Genomic DNA, 6,000 nt, shown 5'->3' with positions numbered 1-6,000 from the left:
AGGGGACAGTGTATCTGGAGCAAGATTCATCAATGAACTCTTCGGAGTGAGTGCTTAAAACAATACGAATGAGACCAGTTCGTTTGTTACTTTAAAATCTTTGCGACACAACCTAATTCTCTGTCCACTATGGCTCTGAAGGAACTGGGGCAGGGTCAGGCGCAGGTGCAGGGTCAGGTTCTGGTGGGGGAGCAGGTACGGGGTCAGGCGCAGGTGCGGGTGGGGGAGCAGGTGCAGGGTCAGGTGCGGGTGCAGGTTCTGCAACTGGTTCTGCTGCTGGTTCTTCTATTGGTTCTGCTGTATCAGAATTATCTACTGGCTCAGGTTCTGGAGTTTCAGAAGGACTTGGTGTTGGTTCAGGACTGCTAGAAGATTCCGGTTCTGGGGTAGAAGGTTCCTCGGCTGAAGAAGGTTCCTCACCTGGAGAAGGTTCCGGCTCGGGGGATGGGCTGCTTGCCGATTCGGGAGTTGTGGCGGGACTCGTTTCAGCAGCTTCAGTAGGCTCTGGCTCCGGATCTGAAACGGTGATACTGCGGCGATTGCCCCTTTCCTCTGCCCGTTGCGCCGCTTCAGAATTTGGCTGCACAAACTCAATATCTAGAGGGTAGCTTTCTCCGGCTCTGGTATTGCTTAATCGGACTCGCCGTCGTGCTTGTTCTATAGCGGCACGGTCAAGTTCGGCATTGCCACTAGAGCGGGAGAGTGTTACCGAGACAACTCTTCCCTGGTCGTCAGTTTCAACCACTACCTGAGCCGATCCTTCTGCCCCATCAGCACTCTCTGGATAGTCAAAGTCACAGCCTTGGCAACTAACCTCACGAGATCCGCCACTTCGACGGGAGCGATCGCTCTCTCCAGAACCTGTTCCCGAGCCAGCCCCTGAGCCTGTTCCCGAACCTGTTCCCGAGCCAGTTCCCGAACCTATCCCTGAGCCCGAACCCGTTCCTCGACCGGGACCAACTGCCGTAGTTGAAGAGCCATCACCTCCCCCAAAAATATTTTCAAGCGGGTTACCCGTATTAGATCCGCTATTTGCGGTTCGTCTTGCCTGCTCACGAGCCTGCCGCAAATCTCCCAGGAGGTTGCTCAGGTCGCGTGACTCGGTTGCTTCAGCAACGTCCTCAGCCTGTTCGGTTTCATCCTGTTCAGCGAATGGGTCTTCTAGTTCCTCTTCAACAGGTTCCTCTTCAACAGGTTCCTCTTCAACGGGTTCTTCAATATCTTCAGCGATTGGCGTAGGGGTAGGTTCTGGTTCCTCTTCAGCAGTGGGCTCTTCAGGCGGAATTGCAGAGGCTGGAGGGGCTTCTATGATCGATGCGGCTCCTGCGCCACCGCCCCCACCACCGCCACCAGACGCTGCAAATTCTGACTCAGCGATCGCTTCACTCTGCTCTTCTAACGGAATTGTCTCTACGACTTCTTCCTCGGCAGGCTCGGTCACAACAATAGTGATTTCTTCTTGTGCTGCCTGAGCTGGCTTCCAGAAATTATCGACTTTCAGGAACAGTCCAATCACATGCAGGGTGAGTGATCCCGCAAGACTGTAAACGATGAATCGCTTGAGAGTCTTTTCCTGTTGTTCACGCTGTTGAGCAACGGTATTTGATGCCATCCATCCTACCCGCGAATAGTGATTGCAAAGTTAGCGATTGCAAAACAAAATCTATTGCAAATCATTACTATCTGATTTGCCCATCCTAAAATTCAACTGCAACGCTGTCAATCAGTTTATTTGAGTTAGCCTACTTTTCGCTTCAGGTTTCAAACCCCGCTCTAACGGGAGATCCTGGTCTCTCAATCAGATTCAGCAATGGCATTGAACGAAATTTATCTCGAAACAATTATTTCTGTATTGCCAGTGCTTGACATTGAGTATCGCAGGATTTACTCTTCTTTTGAGAAGAGTTGTCAATAACGATTTCAACTGCTCTTAGGTTAATTAGCTAACTCACAAAGTTGGCTCTATTGCTGTGTGAACACAAAATGCTAATTGTTGAACTGTTTATTGCAGGTGGCATCGTCATGTATCCCTTACTGGGATTCTCGATTGTGGCGGTCGCCCTCATCCTAGAACGTCTTGTTTTCTGGTTTCGAGTAAATCGTCGCCAACGACGAATAGCGCGGGACGTGCTGCGAACTTACCAGCATGATTTTGATGCAGCACTGTTAAAGCTTAAGCACAATTCCGATTTGCCCATTGCCAGAATTTTTCTGGAAGCTTTAGAAGTCGATCACTTTCCTCCCCATGCTTTTCGTCTCACCCTAGAAGGGGCAACGCAAGCTGAACTGCCGATGCTACGGCGATTCAACTCTATTTTTGACATGATTATTACTGCAGCCCCTCTATTAGGGCTGTTAGGCACCGTTTTAGGGTTAATTCAATCCTTTGCTGCCTTAGATCTTGGGGGTGGAGGTAGTGAGAGCGCCCTACAAGTAACGGGAGGCATTAGTGAGGCATTAGTGTCCACGGCATCAGGGTTAATTGTGGCTTTATTTGCCTTGTTCTTCGCCAGTTTGTTTCGAGGATTCTATCGGCGGCAGGTTGCTGCGATTCAAGAGTTTGGCAGCCAGCTTGAAGTTTTGCATCTAAGCCGCCATGAAGGATTTAGCGCTGTGTCGAAAGTGATGAATTGATTGCCATGAATATTCCTGAAGAGCCCGATGATCTTCCTATCATCAACATCGTGCCGATGATTGATGTGGTTTTTGCCATCCTGACATTTTTTATCATGTCGTCGTTGTTCCTAACGAAGTCTGAAGGTCTGCCGGTTAATTTGCCGCAAGCGCAAACAGCCGAGTCTCAACAAGAGAGCAAGATTACGGTAACGGTTGATGATGAGGGAGATGTGTTTCTCGATCGCCAACCTATCCAAGTTGAAGAGTTAGCAGAGCAAGTCGAAACGCTAGTTGGCAACCAAGAGCGGTTAGTCGTGATCAACGCTGACGCAAAGGTTGAGCATGGTCAGGTGATTGCTGTGATGGATCAATTGCGATCGGTAGAAGGTGTGCAATTAGGGATCTCGACTCGTCGTCCCTGATAAACATTATGGCTGAACTGGTTGCATCAAACTCATCACTCCTAGCTATTACTTGACGTGGCTTCAGCACCTTTAGCAACTGTCTCTAAAAAGCGATCGCCTATTCTACAAGTCGTAGGTTTGGGTGTAAGTATTCTATTACTGTTTGTTTGTCTCCTCTTAAGCATCACGTTTGGAGCAGCAGATATTAATCTGAGCACCGTTTGGCAAGCCTTGACTGCATTTGATGGTTCAACCAATCATCTCATTATCACAACACTGAGATTGCCACGCGCTCTAATTGCACTGCTGGTTGGCGCAGCACTGGCAGTAGCCGGAGCGCTCATGCAAGGTTTGACGCGAAACCCACTAGCAGAACCAAGAATTTTAGGAATCAGTGCTGGGGCAGCTCTTGCAGTTGTTGCAGCGACTTTTCTTATCGGGACTACATCCATTCAGACCTATACCTGGTTTGCTTTTACGGGAGCAGCGATCGCCGCAGTCGCAGTTTACAGCTTAGGGTCGGCAGGGAGGGGCGGACTGTCTCCCCTCAAACTTGTTCTAGCAGGCGCAGTGCTCGACTATCTTTTATCTGCTTTAATGACTGGAATTCTGATCCTTGATCGACGCACTTTGGATGAAGTGCGCTTTTGGCTAGCCGGATCGGTCGCTGGACGTGACTTCAATGTCCTGCTGCAAGTTCTCCCCTATGTTTCAATCGGTTTAATCATTGCCTTTAGTTTGGGTAAACAAATTACTACTCTGACGTTAGGCGAGGATGTTGCTAGAGGGTTAGGGCTTAACACAGCATGGGTAAAGGCGATCGCCATCATCACGGTTGTTTTGCTGGCTGGTAGCGCGGTTGCTCTAGCCGGGCCAATCGGATTCGTAGGTTTAGTGATTCCTCATATCGTTCGCTTTTGGGTGGGTGTCGATTACCGTTGGATATTACCGTATGCAGCAGTATGGGGTGCCGTTTTATTACTAATCGCAGATCTGGTGGCTCGTCTCATCATTAAGCCCCAAGAATTGCCAGTAGGAATTATGATGGCTCTCCTCGGTGCACCATTTTTTATCTATTTAGCGCGATCGCAAGCAAAGCGATAAGCCAAATGATTCTCTTCAAAATCGAATACACAAAACTTCAGCAGCGGATTTGTCTCCAACTCACTAGTTCTGTGGCTTTTCACTGAAAATTAAATAGGCGGCACCTGCAAGCAGCATTGCTGCCAAAAAATAGTTGCGGGTTACAGGCACTTTCATATAACTCACACTAAACCCGGCAAACACAAGCATCGTAATTACTTCCTGCAATACTTTAAGCTGAGGCAGGCTGAAACATTGAATGCCTGCACGGTTAGCAGGAACCTGAAAGCAGTATTCAAAAAAGGCGATCGCCCAGCTTGAAGCGATCGCAATCCACAGGGGAGCCGTTTTCAGATCCTTTAAGTGACCGTACCAGGCAAATGTCATAAAAACATTGGAAATGAGCAAAAGAATTACAGGCTTAAGCATAGAGAGAAGAGAGATATTGATAAGAACAGCACTTTAGAGATTCGCATTTCCTCCTGATACTTAGCAACCTGCTAGGAATGGCAAGTTCTATATCAACAGCGCTACAGGAGATATCCCTTGGAAACAATTTCGGCATTACTGAATCCAGGTATAGTTCACGGGTATCGATTCGGTCTGTAGGTCCGTTTGCGAAACGGACCTCCGCAATTTATACATCAAATCAGCAATGCCGCAATTTCCAGAGGTATTGCAGTCAGCCAGTATTGTAAAAGTTCCAGCCAGTGGATGAGAATATAGCGCTGACCCGTTACACAATCAGCACTCGTTACACAACCAGCACTAATGTTCCTGCCAGTACCAACAGGGTTCCGACAATGATCTTCAGTGTCAATGGCTCACCCAAAAATAGAACAGACAGCAATAGCACTAAAATTAATCCAGACTTATCCACTGGCGCGACTAAAGAAGCATTGCCAAGTTGCAGTGCTCTGAAGTAGCAGAGCCACGATAGCCCGGTTGCTGCTCCAGATAACACCAGAAATAGCAAAGTTTTGGATGAGATCGTGAACAACCCTTGGAACTGACCATTTGCCCAGACAATTCCCCAAGCGATCGCCAAAATCACAACTGTGCGGATTGCAGTTGCTAAGTTGGAGTTAATGTTTTCAACTCCAATTTTGGCGAAAATCGTAGTTAGTGCTGCGAAAAAGGCGGAAAGTAAAGCAAAAACCCACCACGCCGTTTCATTCCCCATTACTGTTTAGCCTTATTTCTTGTAGCTGCTCTTTATAATAGTTCTCTCAACACATAATTATCCGCTTTTGTGTTTATTGCACTATGACAACCCGATCGCTGATATTGCAGAATCTTGCGGTTACCTGAGAAACATCGTCTCCCTTTGACAACACCTAGGCGGTCGGGTCGGGAGCAAAATTAGCATTCTGATCAATTCGTTGAGGCAACCGTTCTCGGCGGACGAAGGACAAATCAGGTAAACAGTTTAGTTTTTAGCAGCATTTCCAGGCAAAGCCTGGAAATGCTGCTTCAGTAAGCTTCTTAATGCGTTACGCTGTCACCAACACACTTTACAGAGATGCATACTCTTTTGTGACCAGATTAATCGTTATTCTTGATTACTTCAGCAATTAACGACGACAGCGATCGCTCACATAAGCTTTTAGTTGAACTTAATTGAAACTCATTCTTAATAGATCCAGAAATCGCTCTGCCCGATACTTGTGCAGATAACTAAAGACCGGGCATTGCACAAGTTGAGAATGATTGGGAAATTTCTAACATCCGGGTCGCCCCCTGTAGGGGCACGGCATTGCTGTGCCCTCAACGAAAATCGTTCGTCAAATCTGCAGCGCCAAAGACTAAAATCTTACATCGGTCTCATCTATTACCCGATCACCCGCCCTAGAATCAATTCCGGGCTAATCGCTAAAGACAGTTAAAACTGACTAAA

6 protein-coding genes are annotated in these 6,000 nt (G+C 47.6%); 3 read left to right on the top strand and 3 right to left on the bottom strand.

The window, feature by feature from the left end; genetic code table 11:
* Positions 1-127: 127 nt before the first annotated feature.
* Positions 128-1,612, bottom strand: coding sequence for an energy transducer TonB (locus tag H6F88_RS09400; RefSeq protein WP_190642474.1), 1,485 nt, complete (start codon positions 1,610-1,612; stop codon positions 128-130).
* Positions 1,613-1,983: 371 nt separating this feature from the next.
* On the opposite strand from H6F88_RS09400, the gene H6F88_RS09395 reads away from it, so the two are divergent.
* Genes H6F88_RS09395 through H6F88_RS09385 form a run of 3 tightly spaced genes read left to right on the top strand, consistent with a single transcriptional unit; the run spans position 1,984 to position 4,124 of the window.
* On the top strand, positions 1,984-2,634 hold the full coding sequence (locus H6F88_RS09395) for a MotA/TolQ/ExbB proton channel family protein (protein ID WP_190642473.1): 651 nt from the start codon (positions 1,984-1,986) through the stop codon (positions 2,632-2,634).
* A gap of 5 nt (positions 2,635-2,639) precedes the next feature.
* Entirely contained in the window at positions 2,640-3,038 is a 399-nt protein-coding gene (locus tag H6F88_RS09390) for a biopolymer transporter ExbD (RefSeq protein WP_190642472.1), read from the top strand.
* 57 nt (positions 3,039-3,095) lie between these two features.
* Positions 3,096-4,124 (top strand): iron chelate uptake ABC transporter family permease subunit, encoded by a 1,029-nt coding sequence (locus H6F88_RS09385; protein WP_190642471.1) that lies wholly within the window; start codon positions 3,096-3,098, stop codon positions 4,122-4,124.
* Positions 4,125-4,187: 63 nt separating this feature from the next.
* Here H6F88_RS09385 and H6F88_RS09380 read toward each other — a convergent pair whose 3' ends face one another.
* Together H6F88_RS09380 and H6F88_RS09375 are read right to left on the bottom strand one after the other, a co-directional pair.
* The gene (locus H6F88_RS09380; protein ID WP_190642470.1) at positions 4,188-4,532 is read right to left on the bottom strand and encodes a DMT family protein; all 345 of its coding nucleotides are present in this window, start codon (positions 4,530-4,532) and stop codon (positions 4,188-4,190) included.
* Positions 4,533-4,857: 325 nt separating this feature from the next.
* Positions 4,858-5,286: an EamA family transporter gene (locus H6F88_RS09375; RefSeq protein WP_190642469.1), complete on the bottom strand. Its 429-nt coding sequence runs from the start codon at positions 5,284-5,286 to the stop codon at positions 4,858-4,860.
* Positions 5,287-6,000 lie beyond the last annotated feature (714 nt).

Source organism: Oculatella sp. FACHB-28, from assembly GCF_014696015.1.
In the GTDB taxonomy this organism is placed as follows: domain Bacteria; phylum Cyanobacteriota; class Cyanobacteriia; order Elainellales; family Elainellaceae; genus JAAUTN01.
Note: the sequence above shows the minus strand (reverse complement) of the source record. Positions and strands in the feature narration are given on the sequence as shown.

What these genes read in the sequence shown, in the direction of transcription:
- H6F88_RS09395 (WP_190642473.1), top strand. Translation starts at nt 1,984, where the DNA reads ATGCTAATTGTTGAACTGTTTATTGCAGGTGGCATCGTCATGTATCCC.
- H6F88_RS09375 (WP_190642469.1), bottom strand. Translation starts at nt 5,286, where the DNA reads ATGGGGAATGAAACGGCGTGGTGGGTTTTTGCTTTACTTTCCGCCTTT.
- H6F88_RS09380 (WP_190642470.1), bottom strand. Translation starts at nt 4,532, where the DNA reads ATGCTTAAGCCTGTAATTCTTTTGCTCATTTCCAATGTTTTTATGACA.
- H6F88_RS09400 (WP_190642474.1), bottom strand. Translation starts at nt 1,612, where the DNA reads ATGGCATCAAATACCGTTGCTCAACAGCGTGAACAACAGGAAAAGACT.
- H6F88_RS09390 (WP_190642472.1), top strand. Translation starts at nt 2,640, where the DNA reads ATGAATATTCCTGAAGAGCCCGATGATCTTCCTATCATCAACATCGTG.